The 23,719-nt window shown below is 33.2% G+C and carries 16 protein-coding genes and 2 pseudogenes; 7 read left to right on the forward strand and 11 right to left on the reverse strand.

Annotation, left to right across the window (positions count from 1 at the left end; all coding sequences use genetic code 11):
- Position 1: 1 nt before the first annotated feature.
- From Anndu_RS13895 to Anndu_RS13910, 4 genes are all read right to left on the reverse strand, one after another.
- Positions 2-1,684, reverse strand: a complete 1,683-nt coding sequence (locus tag Anndu_RS13895; protein WP_464101777.1) for a vWA domain-containing protein — start codon at positions 1,682-1,684, stop codon at positions 2-4.
- Between the two features lie 148 nt (positions 1,685-1,832).
- Positions 1,833-2,627, reverse strand: a complete 795-nt coding sequence (gene trpA, locus Anndu_RS13900; RefSeq protein WP_464101778.1) for a tryptophan synthase subunit alpha — start codon at positions 2,625-2,627, stop codon at positions 1,833-1,835.
- Positions 2,628-2,696: 69 nt separating this feature from the next.
- Entirely contained in the window at positions 2,697-2,984 is a 288-nt protein-coding gene (locus Anndu_RS13905) for a DUF3007 family protein (protein WP_464101779.1), read from the reverse strand.
- A 110-nt stretch (positions 2,985-3,094) separates the two neighbouring features.
- A complete protein-coding gene (locus Anndu_RS13910; protein WP_464101780.1) occupies positions 3,095-4,822 on the reverse strand; it encodes a diflavin flavoprotein in 1,728 nt (575 codons plus the stop codon).
- Positions 4,823-5,069: 247 nt separating this feature from the next.
- Between Anndu_RS13910 and Anndu_RS13915 the strand changes: the two are divergent.
- Together Anndu_RS13915 and Anndu_RS13920 are read left to right on the forward strand one after the other, a co-directional pair.
- A pseudogene (locus tag Anndu_RS13915) lies at positions 5,070-5,858 on the forward strand (IS1380 family transposase); the annotation flags it as partial.
- Positions 5,859-6,040: 182 nt separating this feature from the next.
- Positions 6,041-6,157, forward strand: a pseudogene (locus tag Anndu_RS13920) (IS5/IS1182 family transposase); the annotation flags it as partial.
- A 123-nt stretch (positions 6,158-6,280) separates the two neighbouring features.
- Here Anndu_RS13920 and Anndu_RS13925 read toward each other — a convergent pair.
- Together Anndu_RS13925 and Anndu_RS13930 are read right to left on the reverse strand one after the other, a co-directional pair.
- Positions 6,281-6,853 (reverse strand): redoxin family protein, encoded by a 573-nt coding sequence (locus Anndu_RS13925; RefSeq protein WP_464101781.1) that lies wholly within the window; start codon positions 6,851-6,853, stop codon positions 6,281-6,283.
- Between the two features lie 193 nt (positions 6,854-7,046).
- Positions 7,047-8,969, reverse strand: a complete 1,923-nt coding sequence (locus Anndu_RS13930; protein WP_464101782.1) for an ABC transporter ATP-binding protein — start codon at positions 8,967-8,969, stop codon at positions 7,047-7,049.
- 720 nt (positions 8,970-9,689) lie between these two features.
- Here Anndu_RS13930 and Anndu_RS13935 point away from each other — a divergent pair.
- The 4 genes from Anndu_RS13935 (at position 9,690) to ftsH (ending at position 16,271) form a co-directional block, all read left to right on the forward strand.
- Positions 9,690-12,404 carry a glycoside hydrolase family 10-like protein gene (locus tag Anndu_RS13935; protein WP_464101783.1) on the forward strand — a complete coding sequence of 905 codons (2,715 nt, stop codon included), beginning with the start codon at positions 9,690-9,692 and terminating at the stop codon, positions 12,402-12,404.
- Between the two features lie 163 nt (positions 12,405-12,567).
- Positions 12,568-13,251: a DUF2808 domain-containing protein gene (locus Anndu_RS13940; protein WP_464101784.1), complete on the forward strand. Its 684-nt coding sequence runs from the start codon at positions 12,568-12,570 to the stop codon at positions 13,249-13,251.
- 137 nt (positions 13,252-13,388) lie between these two features.
- Positions 13,389-14,297 (forward strand): tRNA (adenosine(37)-N6)-dimethylallyltransferase MiaA, encoded by a 909-nt coding sequence (miaA, locus tag Anndu_RS13945; RefSeq protein ID WP_464101785.1) that lies wholly within the window; start codon positions 13,389-13,391, stop codon positions 14,295-14,297.
- A gap of 69 nt (positions 14,298-14,366) precedes the next feature.
- Positions 14,367-16,271: an ATP-dependent zinc metalloprotease FtsH gene (gene ftsH, locus Anndu_RS13950; RefSeq protein ID WP_464101786.1), complete on the forward strand. Its 1,905-nt coding sequence runs from the start codon at positions 14,367-14,369 to the stop codon at positions 16,269-16,271.
- A gap of 130 nt (positions 16,272-16,401) precedes the next feature.
- Here the strand turns inward: ftsH and Anndu_RS13955 are convergent, their stop codons facing one another.
- Both Anndu_RS13955 and Anndu_RS13960 read right to left on the reverse strand, forming a co-directional pair.
- Entirely contained in the window at positions 16,402-17,583 is a 1,182-nt protein-coding gene (locus tag Anndu_RS13955) for an aspartate aminotransferase (protein ID WP_464101787.1), read from the reverse strand.
- Positions 17,584-17,824: 241 nt separating this feature from the next.
- Positions 17,825-19,831, reverse strand: coding sequence for an ABC1 kinase family protein (locus Anndu_RS13960; protein ID WP_464101788.1), 2,007 nt, complete (start codon positions 19,829-19,831; stop codon positions 17,825-17,827).
- Positions 19,832-20,178: 347 nt separating this feature from the next.
- Between Anndu_RS13960 and sipA the strand changes: the two genes are divergently transcribed.
- Positions 20,179-20,403 (forward strand): regulatory protein SipA, encoded by a 225-nt coding sequence (sipA, locus tag Anndu_RS13965; RefSeq protein WP_464101789.1) that lies wholly within the window; start codon positions 20,179-20,181, stop codon positions 20,401-20,403.
- Between the two features lie 143 nt (positions 20,404-20,546).
- On the opposite strand, the gene Anndu_RS13970 is transcribed toward sipA, so the two are convergent.
- From Anndu_RS13970 to Anndu_RS13980, 3 genes are all read right to left on the reverse strand, one after another.
- Positions 20,547-21,413 (reverse strand): ParA family protein, encoded by an 867-nt coding sequence (locus Anndu_RS13970; RefSeq protein ID WP_464101790.1) that lies wholly within the window; start codon positions 21,411-21,413, stop codon positions 20,547-20,549.
- A 93-nt stretch (positions 21,414-21,506) separates the two neighbouring features.
- Complete coding sequence (locus Anndu_RS13975; protein WP_464101791.1) at positions 21,507-22,985, reverse strand: hypothetical protein; 1,479 nt, start codon at positions 22,983-22,985, stop codon at positions 21,507-21,509.
- Positions 22,986-23,077: 92 nt separating this feature from the next.
- Complete coding sequence (locus Anndu_RS13980; protein WP_464101792.1) at positions 23,078-23,641, reverse strand: Uma2 family endonuclease; 564 nt, start codon at positions 23,639-23,641, stop codon at positions 23,078-23,080.
- Between the last annotated feature and the right edge of the window lie 78 nt (positions 23,642-23,719).

A 23,719-nucleotide genomic window follows, 5' to 3' on the forward strand; every position in this document is an offset into this window, starting at 1 on the left:
TCTAATTTAATTTTTCCGCCGATTCAACTAACCGGATAAATTCAGCACGGTAGCCATCAAGATCCGCCCCTTGGGAATTTTTAGCTAACTCTAAAACAGTCTTAAAACTAGCATTACCTTGATATTGAGAATTGCGTAAAATCATGCCAAATTCTGCTACAGAAGCCGCAAAACGGAAATTATTAGAAGTATTATTTAATTCCAGATTATCATTAGTAATTCCTTGAGTAATTAATTCTGAAGTATTACTATTAGGTGCTTTATAACGTAATTTTAGATTCATTATTTCGTCAGTATTACTAATAGTTGAATTAGGATTTGTTTTTTGATATTTTAAATCATCAATCGAGGGTAAATTTACATCAGAATTAACACCAGTGGGGATAATTTCATATAAAGCAGTCACAGAATGACCTGCTCCCAATTCTCCCGCATCTTTGGTATCATCGTTAAAATCTTGAGCTTGTAATAACCGATTTTCGTAACCAATTAAACGATAAGCTTGGACTTTATTGGGATTAAATTCTACTTGAATTTTTACATCTTTAGCAATAGTTAAAAGAGTTGCTCCCATTTGACTAACTAAAACTTTTCTAGCTTCTAAAATATTATCAATATAGGCATAATTTCCATTACCTTTATCAGCTAAACTTTCCATTTTAGCATCTTTTAAATTACCCATTCCCACACCTAAAACACTGAGAAAAATTCCATCTTGACGTTTTTCTTCGATTAATTTAACTAAGTCTTCATCACTGGAAATTCCCACATTAAAATCTCCATCTGTGGCTAAAATTACTCGGTTATTTCCATTTTTAATAAAGTTCTTTTTGGCCTCAGCATAAGCTAATTGTAAACCTTCACCTCCGGCAGTTGATCCCCCAGCTTGTAAATTATCAATTGCCTGTAAAATTTTCTCTTTTTCATTAGCAGAAGTAGAGGGTAAAACTAGGCCAGAAGTACCCGCATAAACTACTAAAGAAACCTGATCTTTTTCGCTTAATTCATTCACTAATAAACGAAAAGCTGACTTTAATAAAGGTAATTTATTTGCATCTTCCATTGAGCCTGAAACATCAATTAAAAATACCAAATTACTAGGAGGTAAATCTTCAGTTGCGATTTTTTTACCTTGTAAACCAATTTGAATTAATTGATGTTGATTATTCCAAGGAGCGGGGGCAATTTCTGTAGTTAAAGAAAAGGGTTTATTATTAGTTGGTTGGGGATATTCATAGGTAAAATAATTAATTAATTCTTCAATTCTCACCGCATCAGGAGGAGGTAATTGACCTTGATTAATAAACCTTCTAATATTAGCATAAGAGGCCGAATCAACATCAATTGAAAAAGTGGAAAGGGGATTAATTTTTACTAACTGAAAAGGGTTTTCATTGATGGTATTATATTGTTCTTGATTTGAGTTTCTTTCAGTCTGAATATCACTTTCAGGGCTGATATTTTCATTGGTAGTAATGGTATTGCCATCGGCTTGAATTTTAGCAGAAGGGGCTAAAGGGGCGGGGGCATTTTTTAATTCACTGGGTGCGCTTTCTTCTTTTAAAGGCACTTGAGTCATGGAAGGAGCTTTTCCGGCTTGATTGCAGGATAATATTAATTGACTTGATAATAAAATTAAACTCAAAAATGTAATAGTTTTGTGACGAAAATATAATTTTTTCATAATCATTACCTCTTAATTAAATTAGGAGAAAAATTTTTCCTAATTTCAGCCTAACATTAGATTTTGAGTTTCAAGATTAGGTTACAAAAAATGTAACAATTGAAGGGCGATCACGGGACTATACTTATTACTTATTACTTATTACTGATTAATTAATTGCTTCTTTTAAACTGCGACAAAAAGATTCGATTTCTTTTAAGCCTTGGTTGGGATCATCCTGTGCCAAGCGTTTGACAAAAGCACTGCCAACGATCACAGCATCAGCCCCTAGATTTTTAACTTTTAAGGCTTGATCAGGCTCAGAAATGCCAAAACCAACGCCGATCGGTTTATCCGTAACATTTTTTAAGATCGGCAATAAAGTTTCTAAACTACTGGCTACCTGTTGACGCATTCCCGTTACGCCCGTTACACTCACTAAATAGATAAAACCCTGAGATTGAGTGGCGATCGCCGTGATTCTTTCCATCGGGCTTGTGGGGGCTACCAATAAAATTAAATCAATCCCGTGTTGAGAAGTTGCTTTTAAAATCGTTTCAGCTTCTTCTAAAGGGAGATCAGGCACAACTAGCCCCTTAACACCAGCTTGGGCTATTTGTTTGACAAAAACCTCAATTCCACGATGAAAAATCGGATTATAATAGGTAAATAAAATGATCGGCGATCGCAGATTAGGGCTAAGTTGTGCGACTAAATTTAAAACCTGATCTAAGGAAACCCCCTTATTTAACGCCCTTGTAGCGGCCGCTTGGATCACAGGCCCATCAGCGAGGGGATCGGAATAAGGTACACCTAACTCAATCAGATCCGCCCCTGCTTGATCTAAAATGGTTAAAGCTTTGGCTGTAGTTTCCAGATCCGGATCTCCGGCCGTAATAAAAGGAATCAAGGCACATTTACCATCGGCCTTGAGGGCTTGAAAACAATTAGAAATAGAAGTCATTAGAATAAAATTAATTTAAAAATTTAAACAAAGAACAATGATTAATTGTCAATTGTCCCTTGTCAATTGTCAATTATCCATTGATAACTGTTCAAGTTCTTCGGCGGTCATTTCCTCAAACCGTTTTTGAATGACGGCCTCCTCATAATCTTTAAGCTGTTGATGATAAGTCATTTTATGGGTTAGCACCCTGATCAGATAAGTTGTGATCCAGATGATCACACCGGAAATTAATAAAACTTGACTCCAGATCCCAGCTTGTTGAGAATCAATACCAAAAGACTTAAAGAGGAGATAAATAATACCTCCAGCACCAAAAATGCCCAAACCAATAATTAAAACGTCTAATCTTCGCATTTTCCTAATCTAACTTAATTTGCTAGTTATTTGATTTATTTTACCATGACGATCGCCCCCGATCTTACTTATTACTTATTACTTATTATTTATTATTTATTACTGATTATTTAATAATAATTTCCTACTTTGCGATGATGAACGGCCGTTAAGCCATCAAGATCGGAAACCCGTCCAGATGTTATTTTACTATAAACTACCCAGTGATCTGAGCATTCCATTCGGCTGATTACCTCACATTCTAAATAGGCTAAAGCCTCAGTTAAAATTGGTGAGCCATTTTCCGCAGTTTGAGTTTTGATCCCTTCAAAGCGATCGGCCCCTGGGGGGAATCTTTTTAAAAAGTGCTTCATTAAGGGCTGATATTTGCCTTCTTCTAAAATATTTAAGACAAATGTATCACCCACCTGCATTAAAGACTCGATCGCGCGATCTTTGGCCACGGAAATGGTGATCCCAGGGGGATCAAAACTGGCTTGTGTTACCCATGAGGCTAACATCGCACTGGAAAGCCCCCCTTTCTTAGCCGTAATGATATATAAACCGCCACTGATGCGCCCGATCGCCTTATCTAATTCACTATCAAGGGATTTTCGTTTCTGAACTTTCTGAGTTTGGGTTAATTTTTGCCCTAAGTCCGTCCCTGATTCCTCACAAGTTTGATAAATGTTTTCTGAGGGAGTATCTTTAATCCGAATGGGAGGAAAAGCTGAGTCTAAACCAATTTCTCGAAACTTCGTTAACAGAGGATCGATCGGTTCGTCATTGCCACCGTAGGATTCAAAAAATCCGATCAATTGTTTATCCTTAGCGGCCGCCAAAATTGTGCCAATATTAGTAGTTAATTCTTTGGCATTATTACCAGAAATAGGAGGCATTCCCATAATAATCGCAGAACTACGGGAGAGTATTTCCTGTACTTCTTGGGGATCGGCCGTTCTTAAATCAACCATTTCCACCCCTACCCCTGTTTTATTGATACCTCTGGCAATGGCTTGGGAGAGGCGATCGCTATAACCATAATCGGAAATATAGAACACAGATACTAATTGTTCTGCTTTAGTTTGGGCTTTACTCCAGCGATCGTAACGGGCGATCAACTCACTCACATTATATTTTAATAGCGGCCCGTGACCATTGGCCACTTGGGTAATTTCCCCTAAACTTTCCATGCGTTTTAAAGCCCCTAAGACGGAACGGGCATTAGGCCCCATTAAACAATCATAATAGAAACGGTAATCAGGCTCGATCGCCTTTAAATCTTCATCCCAGACCGCATTAGAACAGTAGTGCATTCCAAACACATCACAGGTGTATAAAATGCCAGTTTTCCAGTCATAACTTAAGATGGTATCAGGCCAATGGAGATTAGGAGCATTAATAAATTCAATTATATGATCATTACCTAAATCAATTTTATCACCACTTTTAACAATCTGTTGTTTAAAAGGATTATGGACTAAATCCTCTAAAAATTTTAATGCAACTTTTGACCCCACTACCGTAGCTTGGGGTGCTAATTTTAAAACATCTTTCACTAAACCACTATGATCTGGCTCAGTATGACTTACAATAATATAATCAATATCTTGGGGATTAATTAAACCATTAAGAGTATCTATATATAATTGGTGGAATTTTTCGTGAGAAGTTTCTACTAAAGCCAGTTTTTCCCCACGAATAATATAAGAATTATAAGTAGTACCATTTTGTAAACCAAATTCAATATCAAAACGATCCCGATCCCAGTCTAAAGAGCGGATCGTAGTGGTATTTTCCGCAATATCTTGAACTTGAATAGTTAAACGCTTTTCAACTTTAAGGGGAGTTGCTACCATCTTAATTTCTCCTTAATTATAATTAAGTTTTCTGTTTTATTTATTGTGACACAATCATTAAAGAAGTGGTATGATCAAAGATTAATTAATGACTGAAATTTTCAGGGAAAAGCTTTATTTTTTAGGGCTTTCCAGTTAAGATAGAATTAAATTAGAGTAATGATTAAAATTTTTTATTAATTAATATTAATGATTAGACCTCTTGCGAAAGTGGGATCATGAAAGTACAATAAAGAAAAAATTGGAGAACAGAATCTATTACCCAATTTTAATTAATGAGGCAGAAAGTGGTTATCCTTTAATTGTACAATTAAGACCGGGGAATTCTCATGCTGGAAAAGGAATTTTATCTATATTAAGATGGTTATTTTGGCGCTTAAGAAAAGCATGGCCACAGCTAAAAATAACTTTGCGTGGAGATGGAGGTTTTTCTTTACCCGAAATTACAAATTTATGTGAAAGATTGGGGGTAAAATATTGTTTTGGTTATGCTAGTAATCCAGTGTTAAAAAGAAAAGTAGATTATTTATTAGATCAAGCAAGATTAGAGTATTTTAAAACACAAGAAAAAGCCCGTTTATTTGATGATGTATATTATAAAGCAGGGAGTTGGGAAAATCCCCGTAGAATTATTATGAAAGCCGAGTGGTTATCTAGGGGTGGAAATCCAAGATTTTTGCTGACAAATATGGCAGAAACACCCTAAGAAATTTATGATGATTTTTATGTAAAAAGAGGGAGAACATTGGAACAGAGAATTAAAGAATTAAAATTAGGAATAAAAGGGAAAAGATTAAGCTGTCAAAAGTTTATAGCGAATCAATTTAGATTATTTTTGGCACAAGGGGCACGGGGAACAGTGTTAGAAAAAGCACAAGTTTTGAGGTTAAGAGAAACCTTAATAAAAATCGGTGCAAAAATAACAGTTAAGACGAAAAAAATCTTAATAGAATTAGCAAAAAATTGTCCAATGATGGAGGAGATTAAGGTAATTGCACAAAGAATGTGTCAGGGAAAACAATTGATTTTTGCTTAGATAAAATGACCAAGGGATTATTGTGTCTAAATGACTAAAAAACCTGTATTTTTAATAGTTTGTGAGTAAAAAATAGGAATAATATGTAATTTTTGTTTGTCCAGAAGTTTGATTTTTAAATTGATGATTAATTTTGGATTAGTTCAGATTTGATTTTTTTGTTTTCATGAATAATTCAGGTTAAAATACTTTCATCACGATATAGAAATAGAAGAAAACGTTTTAGATTAAGATTTAATTTAATTGCAGGTATTTATAATTATGAGCTTTCTTTGAAGATAAAATTGGCGATCACCTGATACTTTCGCAAGACGTCTAATATTAAAAAGTTGTCTACCTTAGCCAAAGTAGGGAATTTAACAAATCCCCTACTTTTAGGTTTGTTTATACAAATTAATTATTAATATGTAGGGTGGTAACAATTAACCCACAAATTCACGAATTGGAGCGCAAACTCCGGCGGCTTCAGTACCCTTTAAATAAGCTAACATTGTATCAGCATCAGAGACTTCAAAAGGATCATCCCCTGCATTATCCCCAAAACCAGATTCAACAAAAATTTTCTCAATTTTGCCGTCATTAACTAACATTGAATAACGCCAAGATCGCATCCCAAAACCGAGATTTGATTTATCTACTAACATCCCCATTTTACGAGTAAATTCTCCATTTCCATCGGGCAATAAAAAGACATTTTGCGCCCCGATTTGTTTACCCCATTGAAACATCACAAAGGCATCATTCACGGATAAACAAATAATCTGATCTACCCCTTGTGCCTTAAATTCTTCATACAATTCTTCATAACGGGGTAAATGATTCGATGAACAAGTAGGCGTAAACGCCCCCGGAAGGGAAAAAACAACTACTTTTTTACCGCCAAAAATCTCTTGGGTAGTGCGATCCTGCCAACGGAAAGGATTGGGGCCAGGCACCGATTCATCTCTAACACGGGTTTTAAAAACCACATCGGGAACACGCTCAATTACTGCCATAATTACCTTTTTGATCTGTTTGCTTTTATTTAAGATTTATTTGCATCTAAGAATAATTCTTATTTAAGATAAAGTCAATAAGTATTTATACTTAAAAAGTTTTTAAAAATTGGTTAATTAAGTTAAAAAATGGTAAAAGAGGTAAAAATAAAACAATCAAAATGTCAATAATTTGGATAATTTTAATCTTAAATTAGGGGATATTTCCCACAGGAATAGAAGCAATTAATTGACGAGTATAATCTGTTTTTGGTGCTGTATAAATTTCCTCTGATGTATCAATTTCTTCTATTTTTCCCTTATTCATAACCATAATTCGATCGCTCATAAATTTAACTACACTTAAATCATGGGAAATGAAAATATAGGTTAAATTAAATTCATTTTGTAACTCTTTTAATAGGTTTAAAACTTGAGCTTGTACCGATACATCTAAAGCAGAAACCGACTCATCACAGATGATAAATTGAGGATTTAAAGCTAAAGCCCTCGCAATACAAATTCTTTGTCTTTGACCTCCTGAAAATTCATGGGGATAACGGTTAAAGCTATTAGAATCAAGGCCTACTCTTTCTAATAAATAATAAACTCTTTCCTTTTGTTTTTGATAGTTTCCCCCCACTTTGTGAATTAACATTGGTTCTAAAATTGCCTTACCAATTGTCATTCTAGGATTAAGAGAATTATAGGGATTTTGAAAAACAATTTGCATTTCTCTGCGTAAATTTCTTAATCTTTGATCACTAATTTTCCGAATAGTTTTTTGTTGTTTGAAAAGATTAAAAATTGACTTTTGATGATGCCATGTTGCTAAATTTTCTCCCCTAAAAATAATTTGACCATCTAAGGCTGGAATTAAACATAATAAAGTTCTGGCTAAAGTTGATTTTCCACAGCCAGACTCCCCCACTAAGCCTAATGTTTCCCCTGGGTAAAGATTAAATGAAATATCATTAACTGCCATAAAATATTGATTAGTTTTCCCAAAAATTGTTTTTTGTCTAAAACCTACTTTTAAATTTTGAACTTCTAATAAGGGTTGATTTTTTAATAATTGATTGAGTCTAGTTTCTTGATGTTGTTGATCAATAATTTCTAAAGTTATTTCTTCTGTTTGTTGTTTTTCTTCAATAATTAATTCCCCTTGATCACTAATTTTTTCTGTCATAAAATCCCCTACAGTTGGTAAATATTTTAATTTTTGATCTAAACGGGGTCTACAAGCTAATAATCCTTTAGTATATGGATGTTTTGCTGACAGAAAAATATCTTTAGTTTTACCAAATTCTACTACTTTTCCTTGATACATTACCGCAACTTTATCCACTAATTCCGCAATTACTCCTAAGTCATGGGTAATAAAAATTAATGACATTTGACGGGTGTGGCACAACTCCCTTAATAAATCTAAAATTGTGGCTTGAACTGTCACATCTAAAGCGGTTGTGGGTTCATCGGCAATTAAAATACTAGGGTTACAAGCGATGGCCATTGCTATCATTACCCTTTGTAATTGTCCCCCTGATAATTCGTGAGGATAACGCTTTAAAATAGCCTGTTTTCTATTATTAAGATATTGATTTATTTGTTTATCTGTTACTACTTGATTATCATTGTTACTAATTCCTAATTCCTCAAAATATTGCTGTTGTAATTGTTGATCATTAGGTAATAATTTAACCTCTTGTAACCGTGCGATCGCCTGTCTTTTGGCCTCTGTTTGACTAATATTTTGATGTAATAAAATTGCTTCGGTTAATTGAAAACCGATATTATAAACAGGATTAAGAGAACTCATGGGTTCTTGAAAAATCATAGAAATTTTACCCCCACGATATAAACGGCGTTGATCTTCTGATAATGTTAATAAATCAATGGCTTTTTCCTGTGAGGAATCTTGAAAAATAATTTCGCCTTTTGTAATTTTTCCGGGGGCTTGAATTAATCCCATAATTGCTAAAGAAGTAACGGATTTTCCTGAACCAGATTCGCCGACAATCCCTAAAGTTTCCCCTTTTTGTAAATTAATGCTTAAATCATCTACAGCCATGATTGAGCGATCCTCTGTGGTAAATTTTACTTGTAAATTACGGATTTCTAAAATATTTTGATTCATAAAAATTAAGGTTATTAAATAATGATATAATCAACTAATTTAGATTAAAAAAAGATATTGTTACAAGCATCCTGTAACCAACAATCTGATTGGTTTTTGATTATTAGTAACAACAATTAATAATATAATATAACAATCCTTGAAAAATTAAAGGAAAAAGTCTTATTTTTCCTGATCAAACAAAAAATTTTTGAAAATTAATCATTTATTTTCAAAAAATGTCTAAAAATTCGATAGAATAGATTTAGCCAAAAAAAGTGTAAACTTTTTAGGCACACTCCTCACACCACAATCCGCTCGAATGAAAGTTTGAGCGGTTTCCTTTTATTTTTAATCTTAAAAATACTAACGCCGAGAAGCCCCCCCTACAGTGTTAATGGGCTGGGCTTGATCCGGTGGGTTAAATAAACATTTAATTTTGGTTTTTTCCATATTCAAAACTGAATTTTTCGGGATTTGATGATAAGAAGATTGAATGATTAAGATAATGATTATCAATAAAAATATCAAAACCACAATCAATAATTTATTGACAATAAATTGATTTGATTTTAAAATCTTGATTAAATTCATTTTGTCTCTTTGTGGTTTGATCAATTAACACTTTTAAATAGGTAATCTACTTTTCAATATATCTTGATTGTACCTATATTTTTAATTATTATTAAAATTAATTGTAAAAAAAAATTTTTTGAGAGATTCTAGTTTAAAAAAATGGTATTGAGAAAAACAAATTTTTATCTTTCTCCTAAATTTAAAATTTTATTAGATTTTATTTCAGCTTTAAGCATAGCTATTTTATTCCAATTAACTCAGAATCAAGCGGTTTTATCACAAAATTTAAAATTAGGAGTGATTAAAACAGAAGAAAATACCGCTCAATGGGAACAAATAAATGCCCGTTTACGGAGTATGAATATTGATTATTGTACCATTGATTTTGCTTTTTTACCTGAAAATTTAGCATTAAATTACTTAAATACCCTCTTTATTCCCAATGGTAAAACATGGAATTATCTTCAAGTTAAAACCCTTGAAGACTGGCTAAATCGAGGTCAGATCGTCATTGTTTCTGGGGAAACAGGCTCAAAGTCGCCTCCCGATCTCAAGAATAAATTGCGATCGCTGTTGGGGGCTTATTGGGGCTTTTCCCTCATCAACGACACCAATCTCAATCCCGTCACAGTAGAACAAGAAAACTGGTTTAATCTGACAGTGCCAATGGAAGCCATAGAGGGGGGGGTGATCATTCCTTTTGGCGTTGGTAGGCATACGGCCGCCGTTTGGAATACATCTGGTAATCTTCCGGCGGTGGTAATGGGGGATCAGGCCGTTTTTATGGGGTGGCAATGGGGAGAAGATCAAGTGGCCTCATCTTCCTTTGATCAAACTTGGCTCAGGGCAATTTTAAATCATTATGGGGCGATCAACACCGCTCAAAGCACCACTGGAAGGCCTTGTCGTAGTTATAGCAATCAAGGGGAAACTCCCAATAACTCTCAAAACTCACAAGTAATAGAACCATCAAATGATCAGCAAATCCCATCTAATTTTCTTGATCATCAATCACAAACCCTTGTCAATGAGCATCAAGCCAGAATTGAGAGTCAACCTTTGGGCGAAAACAGAGTTAATACAGAGGATAACCCCGAGGAACTTAATTTTACTCCCCCCCCTGAAAATTTTGATTGGGAAAGAGAATTATTAACAAAAGAACAGGATTTAAGAAGCTTAATTAATCGCATTGAAAGTGCTTTTTTTACGGCTCAAGCCTACGCAACCTCACCTAGAGAATTGACATTAGAAGATAAAACTATTAATTTGATTTCCAATTCTGAAAATAATCGTAGTTTTAACTCTTTAATTGAACAAGCTAAACAAGAATTAAATATAATTTTAGATTTAATTTCGCAAAAAAAATATGAAGAAGCAGAAATTAAGATCTTAAAAATTCAGGATCAACTCTTAGAAAATTATCCAAGTGATCGCTCCCTTGCCCAGCCTGAAATCCGTTATCTGTGGCTTGATCGTGGCACAATCGTCAAAGCAAAATCAGAAGCAGATTTAATTCCCCTCTTTGATCAATTTGCCAAAGCGGGAATTAATATTATCTTTATGGAGACTCTGAATGCGGGTTATACTATTTATCCCAGTCAAATTGCACCAGAGCAGAACCCCCTCTTAAAAGGGTGGGATCCTCTCAAAAGTGCCGTCAAATTAGCCCATGAAAGGGGAATGGAGTTACACGCTTGGGTGTGGGTATTTGCCACCGCCAATCAACGTCATAATCAAATTTTAAATCAATCGGCCGACTATTTAGGGCCAGTGTTATCAAGGCATCTTGACTGGATCATGACAGATAACCAAGGCAATTTATTCCAACCCAGTAGTCAAAAAGCATTTTTAGATCCGTCTAATCCTGATGTAAGGGCATATTTGCTCTCTATTTTTGAAGAAATAGTTACCAATTATGACGTAGATGGGCTTCAATTAGATTATATTCGTTATCCCTTCCAAAATCCCTATTTTAATGATCATTATGGTTATAGTTTATCGGCGAGAGAACAATTTTTTAAAATAACAGGAGTTGATCCAATTAATTTAAAAATTGGGGATAATTTATGGCAAAAATGGACAGAATTTAAAGTTAAACAAATAGATACATTTGTTGCAACAGTTTCCGAAAAATTAAAAGCAAAAAAACCAAATTTAATTATTTCAGCGGCCGTATTTCCGATTGAATATAATCAAAGAATTGAGAAAATTCAACAAAATTGGGAAAATTGGATCAAAGAAAATTATATAGATTTATTATTACCAATGACTTATGGTGATAATACAAAAGAATTTGAATCATTAACTGAGCCTATTTTTCAATCAAAATTAACAGGATCAACCTTAATTTTACCCGGTATTAGAATCCAAAATCAATCACAAATAAGCGTTTTAGATCAAGTGCAATATGCGAGAAGTTTACCAACTTTAGGTTATGGTTTTTTTGCGGCCGATAATTTTAATTCTAATCTTTATCAAATTTTATTGCGCACTCAAGGGGATGAAAATTTAACAGAGATTGATCTAATTTTTCCCCATCGTCAGCCTTTTATGGCGGCCTTACAACGCTATCAAAGATTACAACAAGAATGGAATTTTTGGCTAGATCAAGGTCAATTAAATTTAGATGAAGCTACTATTAAACAATGGAAAGAATCTCAAACAAATTTAATCAATCAGTTACAAGTTTTAGTTAATCAACCTAATGAAATGAATTATTTATTAACCCAATTACAATTAAGAATTTTCCAAAGTTATTTTAAAAATTTAATGACAGAATATGGGAAAATTAATAATTATCAAGTGGAAGTATGGAATAATCGTTTATTAGCTTTAGAACAATTATTAAATTATGGAGAAAAGCGAAATTTAGATAACTAAAAAAAGAGATAAATAATTTAATATTTTTTTCAATTTTATTAAAATATTGTTAAATATATCCCCTGAACAAAAAATTGTTAGTTTTATGAGTTATACTGTTAGTATAGTGAAGTTGTTCGAGTAAAAATATAAATAATATAAGCCTTGAATTAAGGAGGTGATAATGATGATTACCACTAACGTAGTTTACAGAAAATATGGACTGTTTGTATTTGTTTTGTTATCATGGTTTTTTTTAATAAGAAATAGTCAAGCTTTTAGTATTTGTGATCTGGAAAATAACTCATCTACTCGATTTTTTAACGAAGGAAGAGAACAATTTGAAAGAGAAATTTTGATTGTAGAAAATAATACAATTAATGTTTTAAATCCTATTTTAGAAATTAATCAAAATGTTGAATTCAATCAAAGCTATTTCCACGCTTATCCTTTATTTACTAATCTAAATTATAGCCATGAATTAGACCATAATTCAATTATTAATTATCAATTTACAATTGAATTACCCTCTAATATGGGAGAAAATTTACAATCTTTGACTATTATTTCCCCGAATAATCTTCCTCAATTTGATTTTAATTTAGAGAAAACAAAAGCATGGTTTAATCAAGATCATAATCCAATTACTATTAATAGTTTTTATCACACTATGATCGATCAAAATAAAGCCATTAAAGTTACATTTTTAGCCCCAATTCCGCCTAATAATATAATTACAATTTGCTTACAAGGAAATCGTCCTTCTAATATCAATAATGGTTTTTATAACTTCGGAATTTGGGCAACTCCAGCGGGAGAAAATCCTCAAGATTTTTATCTGGGTTCTCGCAGTATAGTTTTTCCATAAAATCATATAGCAGTTGTTAATGAATCTTGATAAGCAAAGTTAATAACATTTTGATCAAATTGTGATACAAATAAATTTTGTAGAGGTGAAAGACTGTTCAACTCTACTGGTATTTCAATTTAGTAATTATTTAAACAATGTTAATTGTAATTTGTGGTGCAACGGCCACAGGAAAATCAAATTTAAGTATTAAAATCGCACAAAAACTTAATTCTATTATTATTAGTGCTGATTCTCGTCAAGTTTATCGAGATTTTAATATTGGCACGGCTAAACTTTCTTTCGATCAATTAAAATTAGTTCCTCATTATTTAATAGACTGTTATGAGCCTAATTTTACTTTAACTTTAGCCGATTATCAACTAACAGTAAATAATCTTTTAAATCAACATTTTGAAACTTCAAAAAGTCCACCTTTATTAGTGGGTGGGACAGGCCTATATATTAAATCAATTACTAAAGGTTTAAAGATTCCTAGAGTGTCACCTAATCAGGAGTTAAGACAACAATTATTAACCCTTGGACAAGGGCATAATTATGCTATTTTAAAACAAATTGATCCCCTTGCAATTCAAAAAATTCATAGTAATGATCAGGTAAGAACTTTACGCGCTTTAGAGGTATTTTATACCACCGGAAAACCTATTTCAGAACAACAGGGAGAAACTCCCCCTGATTATCCGATCATTCAAATTGGTTTAGATTGTTGCGTAGAAATTTTAAATCAATGGATTAAACAACGAACACAAGAAATGATCGCCCAAGGTTTAGTTGAAGAAGTACAACAATTAGAGTTAAAATATGGTCAAGATTTACCCTTATTAAAAACTTTAGGTTATCAGGAAATTCAACAATATTTAAGAGGAAAAATAACCTTAGATCAAGCACAAGAATTAATTATGATTCATACTCGCCAATTTGCTAAACGTCAACGCACATGGTTTAAAGCCGATCCTCAGATTACATGGTTTGATAGTACCAGCAAAACTTTATTTAATGATGTTTTTAATTTTATTGATATTCAAAGGAATAAAATATTATCATGACAACCATCAGGCAAAAACCTTAAATTTTCGTTAAAATAAGAAAAGATCTCCACTTATATCAAATAATTTATGAATAAACTAAACAGGCCTAATCATTCGCCCAAGGAGCGTAAATCACACAAAAAATTATCTTTTTTATCTGTCATCGGCAGTTGGATGCTCATTCAAACTCTGTTGATCGCTTCTCCCTGTTTAGCGGATAATAAGGATAAAGAGAATAAATTAACCTACGGTCAACTTTTAGAAAAAATTGATCAGGGTCAAGTTGAAAGTATTGAACTAGATGACGTTAATTATACGGCTAAAGTTAAACTCAAAAAACAACCGGAGAAAACCCCACCCCTGACTGTGCCAATTTTTGCGGAAAATCCCGAATTAATTTCAAGGGCGCGTTCTGCTAATGTAGATTTGTCTAGTAATCCTACTGCTGACAGTGGCACGGCCGCCAGAATTTTAGTTAATTTACTCTTATTAATGATTTTACTGTCTGGTTTAGTCCTGATTATACGCCGATCGGCTCAAGTTTCCGGTCAAGCGATGAATTTTGGCAAATCCCGCGCCCGTTTTCAAATGGAGGCGAAAACAGGTGTTAGTTTTGATGATGTGGCAGGGATCGAAGAAGCAAAGGAAGAATTACAGGAAGTGGTAACTTTCCTCAAACAACCGGAAAAATTTACCGCCATCGGGGCTAAAATTCCTAAAGGTGTTTTGTTGGTAGGCCCTCCCGGAACAGGTAAAACCCTATTGGCTAAAGCGATCGCAGGGGAAGCCGGAGTTCCATTTTTCAGTATTTCGGGATCGGAATTTGTGGAAATGTTTGTGGGAGTAGGAGCTTCACGGGTAAGGGATCTGTTTCAAAAAGCTCAGGAAAATGCACCCTGTTTAGTGTTTATAGATGAAATTGATGCGGTAGGCCGACAAAGGGGCGTGGGTATTGGTGGCGGTAACGATGAGCGCGAACAAACCTTAAACCAATTATTAACGGAAATGGATGGTTTTGAGCCAAATAACGGTATTATTGTCATTGCCGCTACCAACCGTCCTGATGTGTTAGATTTGGCTTTATTACGCCCTGGCCGCTTCGATCGTCAAGTAACGGTAGACTATCCCGATGTCAAAGGCCGTCAATATATTTTAGAAGTCCATGCTAAACCGAAAAAAGTCTCTCCAGAGGTATCTTTAGAGGCGATCGCTAAACGCACTCCGGGCTTTACGGGGGCGGATCTGGCGAATTTACTCAATGAAGCGGCCATTTTAACCGCGCGTAGGCGCAAAAATGCCATTACGATGGCGGAAATTAATGATGCCATTGATCGGGTGATCGCCGGAATGGAAGGCACTCCTTTAACCGATAGTAAGGGTAAACGCCTGATTGCTTACCATGAGGTAGGCCATGCGATCGTGGGCAGTTTTACCAATACCCATGATCCGGTGGAAAAAGTCACCTTAGTGCCGAGAGGTCAAGCTAAAGGGATTACATGGTTTACCCCAGATGATGAGCCGGGCTTGGAAACAAAAACGGAAATTATCTCAAAAATTGCCTGTTCAATGGGCGGCCGTGCGGCCGAGGCGGTGATCTTTGGGGAAAGTGAAGTGACGATCGGAGCATCTCAAGATATACAACAGGCTACCCGTTTAGCCCGTTTTATGGTGACTCGTTTAGGGATGTCAAAGTTAGGACAACTTGCTTTAGAAGATGATAATACCCGCACGATCAGTAGTGACTGGTATGGCAACCCACCGGAATATTCCCAAGAAATAGCGGCTCAAATTGATCAACAAATTCGTAATATTATTATTAATTGTTATGAACAAGCTAAACAAATTATTCAGGAAAATCGTACTTTAATCGATCGTTTAGTGGATTTATTAATTGAAAAAGAAACAATTGATGGGGAGGAATTTAGGGAAATTATTAACACTTATCAAACACAAACAGGCCGAAAATTAGTTGAATTGTCTATCAATTGTTGATCATAAAATTTTAAATATATTTTGCTTATTTAAAATTTAATTATTGCACGGGGACATGGCCAAGCCATGTCCCTACAAGGGTTTTACCTTTGAACAAAATATATGTTCTTTCCTCTAATCAGCAATGTTTTTAATAACGAATACCTGCTTCTTTTAAACGGCGTAAAGCCTCGTCCATGCGCTCGAAATCAGTGATTAAACTTACTCGCACATAACCTTCGCCACCTTCTCCAAAAGCTCCCCCTGGAGTAACCACAACTCCGGTTTTTTGTAACATATTTAAAGCAAAATCCGCCGAAGTCATGCCCCTAGTACAAGGAATCCATAAATACATGGTAGCTTTAGGAGGTTTAAGATCCCAACCCAGTTGATTTAAACCTTTGATTAAATAATCCCTTCTGGCTTGATAACGCTGTCTTACCGTGTCAATATAGCTAGTGGGTAAATCTAAAGCCACTTGTGAGGCTTTTTGAATGGCGCTAAAAATACCGTAGTCAAAATTAGTTTTTAAAGTGCGTAAACCCTGAATAATGTTGGAGTTACCCACCACAAAACCCACACGCCAACCGGCCATGTTATAGGTTTTTGACATGGTATGAAATTCTACCCCAATTTCTTTGGCTCTAGGTATCTCTAATAAACTGGTGGGTTTATAGCCGTCAAAGGCGATTTCAGCGTAGGCTAGATCATGGATTAATAAAATTTCATAATGATGGGCAAAATCTACGATTTCTTCAAAAAATTCCCTTGGAGCGACCGCAGACGTGGGATTATTCGGATAATTAAAATAGAGAATTTTCGCTTTTTTGGCCACATCTTCAGGGATCGCTGACAAATCAATTAACCAATCATTTTCCTCTTTCAACATCAAAGGATAAATGTCACCACCTGCGATCAAAGGCGCTCGAAAATGCACGGGATAAGCCGGACTGGGTACTAAAACCACATCCCCCGGATTAATATAAGCTAAAGCCAAATGAGCTAAACCTTCTTTTGAACCCAGTAAAGGCAAAGCCTCACTGTTAGGATCAAGGGAAACATTGTAATGCTTTTGATACCAACGGGTTATGGCTTCCCGAAAATCCTTTGTCCCCTCAAAAGGAGGATAACCATGAAATTTTGGCTCAGATAAGGCGGCGATCGCACCATCAATCACAGGTTGAGGGGCGGAGCCATCGGGGTTGCCCATCCCTAGATCAATTAAATCTATTCCTTGCTCTCTAGCATGGGCTTTGAGTTCGTCTAAACGGGCGAAAACATAAGGGGGAAGTGCGTTTAAGCGGTCAGCACGGCTAATCCAATCTAAAGTCATTGCTATTTATTGCCATTCACGGAAAAACTTATTTGGCAGAAATTATATTTTGCCATAAAGTGGCTTTTTTCGCAGTAAATTGATCTGATTTAATTATTTGATCAATTTTTGATCAAGTTATGATTGACTTAATAATCAGGTTAAACCCTATTTTAAAGAGGGAATAATGAGTTATTATCTATATGACAACTGTAGAAACATGACATTAGTTGTGCTAAATGCTTGATTGTATTTTTAACTTTTAACGAAAAGCGGCTTTTTGTAGAGAATCTTTCTCTAATTTGACCACTTTATTAATATTAATAATCTTATTTTGATCATCAATATTTTCATTTTCTAATAAAATATTACGAATTAATCTGGCCGCAACTTTTTGCACTAAACCTTCAGCAATTTTTTGCCCCATATCTTTAGTTTCATCCTTCGTTAAAAGTTGAGGAATTAAGGGTAATAAACTCATCGGATCAAAGCCTTGAGTTGTTTGTAAAATTGTCCAAATATTTTGTAAATGTTTAAAACTCTCACTATTTTGATTTAATTCTGCTGGTTTTTCTTGTGTTTGAAAACCGACTTGTTTTAAGACTTTTGATGAAAAATCATGCCATGTTCTTCTGCCAAATAAATCAATTGCTTGGATAATTTCATTGATTAAATTTTGTCTAATAAATGTACCTCTTTCGGAAAAAATAAATTCGATCGCTTGATTTAAGACTTTTTCAATATTATAATCAGGGCTATTTTTCGCATTTCTTAATAAATTTTCTAAACGATTCCAACGAAAACTTCCATCTTTAAATAATAAATCTTTTAACGAATTTCTTAACTCCATTGAAGGATCTGTTAATAATCTTTTAGCTACATAAGGATAGGCTTTACTTAATACTTTAAAATCAGGATCAATTCCTAAAGCAATCCCTTCTAAAGTCACCATTGAGCGAATAATTAAAGCATAATAAGCAGGTACACGGAAAGGAAATTCATACATCATTTCTGACATTTCATCAGTAATTTTTTTAAAGTTTAATTCTGCTACTGATGAGCCTAAAGCATTCCCAAAAACATCAGTTAAAGCGGGAATAATTGGGCTTAAATCTGTGTCTGGAGTGAGAAATTCTAACTTAACATAATCATGAGCTAAAGCGGTAAAATCACGATTAACTAAATGCACGATCGCCTCAATTAAACCATATCTTTGATGGGGTTTAATTTGTGACATCATGCCAAAATCTAAATAAGCTAATTTTCCATCATTCATTGCTAATAAATTACCCGGATGGGGATCAGCATGAAAAAAGCCATTTTCTAACAGTTGTCTTAAAGAACATTCAACCCCAATTTCCACAATTTTAGTGGCATTAATGCCCTTACTTTCTATCTCTTTAATTCTGGTTAATTTAATACCTTCGATCCATTCCATTGTTAACACTCTACGCCCCGTATATTCCCAATAAATTTTAGGAATATAAATATTTTTCATATAACCATATAAATCAGCAAATTTTTCCGCATTTCTGCCCTCTTGAGAATAATTCATTTCCTCAAAAATACGCCCTGCAAATTCATCAACAATTGCCACTAGATCTGAGCGAATTTGTTTAAAATTTTCCTTCGCCCAACCTGCTAAATTGCGCATAATAAAAATATCTAAAGTAATACGTCTAATTAAATCTGGACGTTGTACTTTTACTGCTACTTTTTCCCCTGTTTTTAACTTAGCTTGATATACCTGTCCCAAGGATGCGGCCGCTAAAGGTTGATCGGAAATTTCCGCAAAAATTTCCGAAGGAATATCCCCCAATTCTTCTTCAATGAACTGAAAAGCCATCTCATTTGGAAAGGAAGGAAGTTGATCTTGTAAAGTAGTTAATTCCTCTAAAAATAAAGGAGGAACTAGATCGGGACGGGTAGATAAAGCTTGACCAATTTTAATATAAGTAGGGCCTAATTTTGTTAAAACTTCCCTTAATTGAATCGCTCTTTTTTGACTATTTTTAGGATTTTTTCTTAATAATTTATCCCACCATAAACCAAACAGAAATAAGCCAAAAGTTAGACTAATATTTAATAATCTTCCCAAAATTTGTAAAGGTCTTTGACGATAATAATTATTAATGCGTTCGGGATCATAACACCAACTTTCGGGTGAAGTGTCACTAATAGGGCCTAGATCTTCTTGATGTTGTTTCGGTATTTTAACGGAGATGGGGGTTTCTGTGTCAGAGCTAGGTGGTAAAAGGGATTGTGTCATGATAGTTTTAAAATTGTATTAATAATGGATTTTGAGATATTTTTTTATTATAATATAAATTATTATAACTTGTTATTGGTTATTTATTTAAGGGGAGGTAAAAGTGATTATTTTACAGGCAGATTTATCTAAAATAGAATCTAAAAGTAAGCAAAATAAAACTACTTTTAGAACTAAAATTAAGGCATTTCAAGGTTTATTTGAAACAATCCTATATAAACTATATAAACAAAGTCTGCCTGTGCAGACTTCGTTTATATAGCATAAGGCTTTAGCCTTAATGCTTAATGCTACCTAATTATATGTAATAATACTATCATAAATAATAGATCAAATTTGCAAATAAAATGACAGAAAAGACTTTTAAAATTGGCGATAAAGTTAAATTAATTACTTTACCTCCTTATCTTAAAACAGCCGAACCCATGCCCATGTTACGCCCTTCTGATATTATGGAAATTGGCGAAGAAGGGGTTATTTTAGATCGTCGTCCGGGTTATTATTGGGGTGTAAAATTTAAACAAGGGGCGTTTTTAATGGAGGAACAATATCTTGATTTAATTAATAATTAACAACTGGAAATGATTAGACTTCTTGCACAAGTCAAGTAATAAGTAATAACTATACTAATTAATTAAAAAATTATGAAAATTGATTTTATTAGCTAATATTTATTACTTTTGCAAGAGGTCTATTAATGATTAATTATAATTAATTAGGAATAAAATCGTTTAAAAAATTCTATTCCTAATTCCTCAAAAGCTTTTGAGCCAACGGATTGAGGCTCAGTTAAAACTACAGGTTTACATTCATCAATCGCCCTTGCCACTGCTACATTCATGGGAATTTCTGTTTTAAAAATTAATTCTTTCCCAAAATCTTTTATTAATCTGCCCTGAACATTGGTTGACATTTTTGTATTTCTACCTAAAGAAGTAATGACAATTCCTAATAATTCAATGTTACTTCTTTGACTTTCTTTAAACTGTTTAATTCTACCTTCTAATATGCCAATACCAATTACAGATAAAGGCTCAAGTTTACAAGGAATAATATAATAATCACTAGCTAAAATTCCACTGCGAGTTATTAAATGATCTCCGGGGGAAAAATCTAAGAAAATTAAATCATAATAATTAAGAAAAGGTTTAACAACTATTTTTATTAATCTATCTTCAATTTGTTGCCAAGTTTGGGCATAATTTTGTTGTCTGCCCATCGTATAATCATAGATCATTTCTGCTAACACAAAATCTTCATATAATTCAATATCTCCGGGTAATAAATCTAAACCTTTAATATTACAAATATTTTGTTGTATAATATCTTTAGTAGACCAAATTATCTCATTTTTAGGATAAACAGCTTGATTAATTAATGTTCTTAAAGTGCGTTTTTCCTGTTTTAATTTAGCAAAATGTGCCGGAGTCATAAAACTTAAAGTGGCATTAATTTGAGTATCTAAATCAATAATTAACACTTTTTTTTGATAATTTTTAGCTAAACAAGTTGCTAAATTAACTGTGACGGTAGTTTTTCCCACACCGCCTTTCATATTCACCATTGAAATAACAGAGGCCATTGTTTTTTTCTTCTTAAAAAGTCATTTTAAATACAGTTTTATATTATATAACAATAACACTTTTTAGAAATGATAAATGACAAATGATAAATATTAAACCTTTTGACGTAAAGCCCTTGTTTGTTCTAAAATATCTTCTACATCTTCTTGAGATAAACGAGAAATATAATTAATTTTAACTTCTTCTAATAAATCTACTAATAAAATTTCTAATTGATCAATACTTTGTTTTGCTTGAATTTCTGAAGTTATGGCATTGGAAAAATTGCCTACTAATTGTTCTAATAATTGATCAAAGTTTGGATCTTCTGCGATTAAATTAGTTAAAGTTGTATGAACTATTTGATAAATTTGTTTAGTAATTTCCCCTGTTAAATTATTTTGAAAATCATCAACTCCGGGTAAAGATTTAATTTGTTGATAAACGGGCGATTCTTGAATTAATTTATCAAAATTATACTTTAATAATGCCTCAATATCTGTTCTAATTTTAGGCATAACTTGATTAATTGTTAATTTAGCCATTAACTTAATAATTTCGGCCGTTTCATTAGTTTGATTAAGATCAATATAACTTGGTTGTTTAGCCGTTTGTGATAAAAATTTAGTTATTTCTCCCTCCTTAATTGAGCCTTGAATTTGATTAACAACTCGGATTAAAATAACTTCAGTAATATCCTCGGCAATAGTGGCCACAAAACCTTGACTTGCTTGTTTTTGAATCGCTTTTAAATCAAGTAATTCAGACTGACTTAATCTAACAGTTACTGGGATAATTCTTAACCATTGAAAAAGGGGTAAAAATAGAAAAATATCATACCAACGCCATAACATTGCATCAAACCAACTTAAGCCTTTTTTCTGACTTTTAATATACCAAGTTCTGCCTAAAAATTCTAAGAAAAATAAACCCGATGGAAATAAATCTAAAATCCAAAAATAGTCTATTGGTTGTCCATTTTCGGCGATCGGGCGAAAATAATTAGTTTCAATTAAAGGTTTAATTTTTTTGTTAAAAAAAGCTAATTGTTTTTCGGGATTATTCTTAACTAAATATTGTTGACTCCAAAATTGGCGAAAAGAATCTTTTGCTGATGCGTCTTTACTTTTGAAAATATGTAAGCGCATATCATTTTTAATTTTCTCTAATGTTCCCGTTTTATTAGCAACAGCAAAGGGATCAGTATCTATCATTTCGAGACTTAAATCTCGTAAAACTTTTAATTGATTTTCGGGGGGTAAAGCTTGGGGATTTTGTTGTTTTAATTGATTATATTCTGCTTCAAATTTAGCTACTTCTTCTAAATATTTGGCGGTATAACGATTAGCTTCAATTCCTTTTACTACATCATAAATTGGGGTAATATTAATGGGTAAAACTTTAATAGAATAATTAAATAAACCTAATTTTCCCTGTAACCAAAAATTGCGAAAAGGAACATAAGTTAAATCAAATAACACAAAAATTAAATTACCAACGGCTAAAATTGCCATTAGTTTTTCAAATTTTAAATTAGGTTTATTTTTCTTTTTTTTAGCAGATTTTTCCGCTTTAATTTCTATTAGAGTCATGGTTATTTGTTATTGGTTATTTATAATTTGTTATTTATTAGGTATTTTTGAGCAAGAATAACTAATAATTAATAACGAGTAACTAAAATTTATTATACTTTTAACCAGCCAAAAATATCGCCTAATGTTAACTGAAAATCTTTGATAAATTTGGGTACTGGAATCAAGTCTTTTTCTGTTTCAAAAAAACAGGGTAAATTATTAGGAGTATAACTAAAAATAACTTTTTCGTGAGGATCAATTATCCATGCCAACATTGTACCATGATCTAAACAATGAAGAATTTTTTTAATTAAAATAGTTTGAGATTGATCAGGGCTTAAAATTTCAATCATCCAGTCAGGAGCAAGATTAAATTTATTAGCAATTATACCATCTTCATTAATTGGTAAATTTTGCCATTTAAAAACAGCAACATCAGGCACAATAGATATTCCTGAAAATGTACATCTCAATTCTGGAAATGCTAAGGCAATTTTGGCATCTTCTGTTACTAAATTAATTGCATTAGAAAGTTTAAGTTGAATACGACTATGTTGTCCTTGTGGCATATCTTTTTGATAAATTTTATGGTCAAAAAATTCTTGAGCAGGTTTTGTTTCTGCTTGTTTAAGAAATTCATCTAAAGTTATTTCTTTGATTAATGTTTGTGCCATAGTTTTAAGTAATAAATATTAATTAATAATTTTCGTTTCTCTTTCTGTACATCTATCACAACCAGAGGAGAGTGTATT

It is taken from the genome of Annamia dubia NIES-4383 (genome assembly GCF_055394725.1).